The sequence below is a fragment of the Vibrio sp. Vb0667 genome (genome assembly GCF_033391095.1).
The window spans coordinates 1-1,051 of record NZ_JAWPOL010000390.1; the positions used below are offsets into that span (position 1 = coordinate 1).

General features: G+C 42.8%; 1 protein-coding gene and 1 tRNA gene. Both read right to left on the bottom strand.

What is annotated here, in order from left to right; genetic code table 11:
* Positions 1-187: 187 nt before the first annotated feature.
* A tRNA-Cys gene (locus R8269_RS26140) sits at positions 188-261 on the bottom strand.
* A gap of 222 nt (positions 262-483) precedes the next feature.
* Positions 484-1,051: VWA domain-containing protein (locus tag R8269_RS26145; RefSeq protein ID WP_318223030.1), on the bottom strand; the 568-nt coding region annotated here is incomplete at its 5' end.

Sequence of the window (1,051 nt, forward strand, 5' to 3'; positions counted from 1 at the left end):
TATTGAGTTGATTAACATTTATAAAATCAATAATTAGCGTGTGTAAAATATTGAATGACGATCAAATGGGTTTGGTGATACGGATACAAATGAAACAAAGCGAAGAGAAGAGAAGAGAAGAGAAGAAGCGATTTGCGAGCACTAGAAACGAGAAAAGCCAGTCATAAGAGACTGGCTTTCGAAATAATGGAGGCGCGTCCCGGAGTCGAACCGAGGTCCACGGATTTGCAATCCGCTGCATAGCCACTCTGCCAACGCGCCTTTCTTTAACGCTTTAAGAGGTCTCCCCCGTTGCGTTGGTTGCTACTTTACGGATTCAGAAAAGATAGTCAAACAAAAATCTTTCATTTTCTGTTTGTTTGCTTTTTTTTAAATCAATCAGATGAAAATTCGATCCAATTGCGTATTTATTGATTCTGCCCCAAACACTTTCATCCGGTAAACGAACTAAAAATAAAGCGGCGAATTCGCCGCTTTATTTGATCAACCGTTACTTACACGCTTGAGTAAACGTCCCACAACGTTTGGATGGTAAGACCAAGTATGATCAAACATCGACATTAACGCAGGGTTTCCGTACTTAGATAAACTGATCGCATGGAAGCGGTTTTTCTTCGCTTTAAGCGCATCCACTTTTGCCAACAGCTCATCTTGCTGTTTTGGCGCAATAAAATCAGAAATTACCACCATGTCGGCGTTTTTGTATTTATCTCCACTCATCAAATCGATGGATTTGATAAGCGTTGGCTCCAAATCTGTACCGCCATGGAAACTGTACGTTAAGAAATCCGCTGCCTCACGCAAACCATCTTGTTTGGTGAGCTCGTAAGTAATGTGTTCAGTAGAGAAAATGATCACGTAACAATCGCGCTGTTCGGCCAGTGCAATCTGCATTAACGCATACGCCATCGCTTTTGCGCACTGCTCAGGGAAACCACTCATCGAGCCAGAGGCATCCACACAGACGATGAACGGCCCTTTTTCGATATCCACAGCTTTGTTGTCTGGACGATGCGCTTTGACTTTACGTAAAGTGCGAGATTTACCTTGC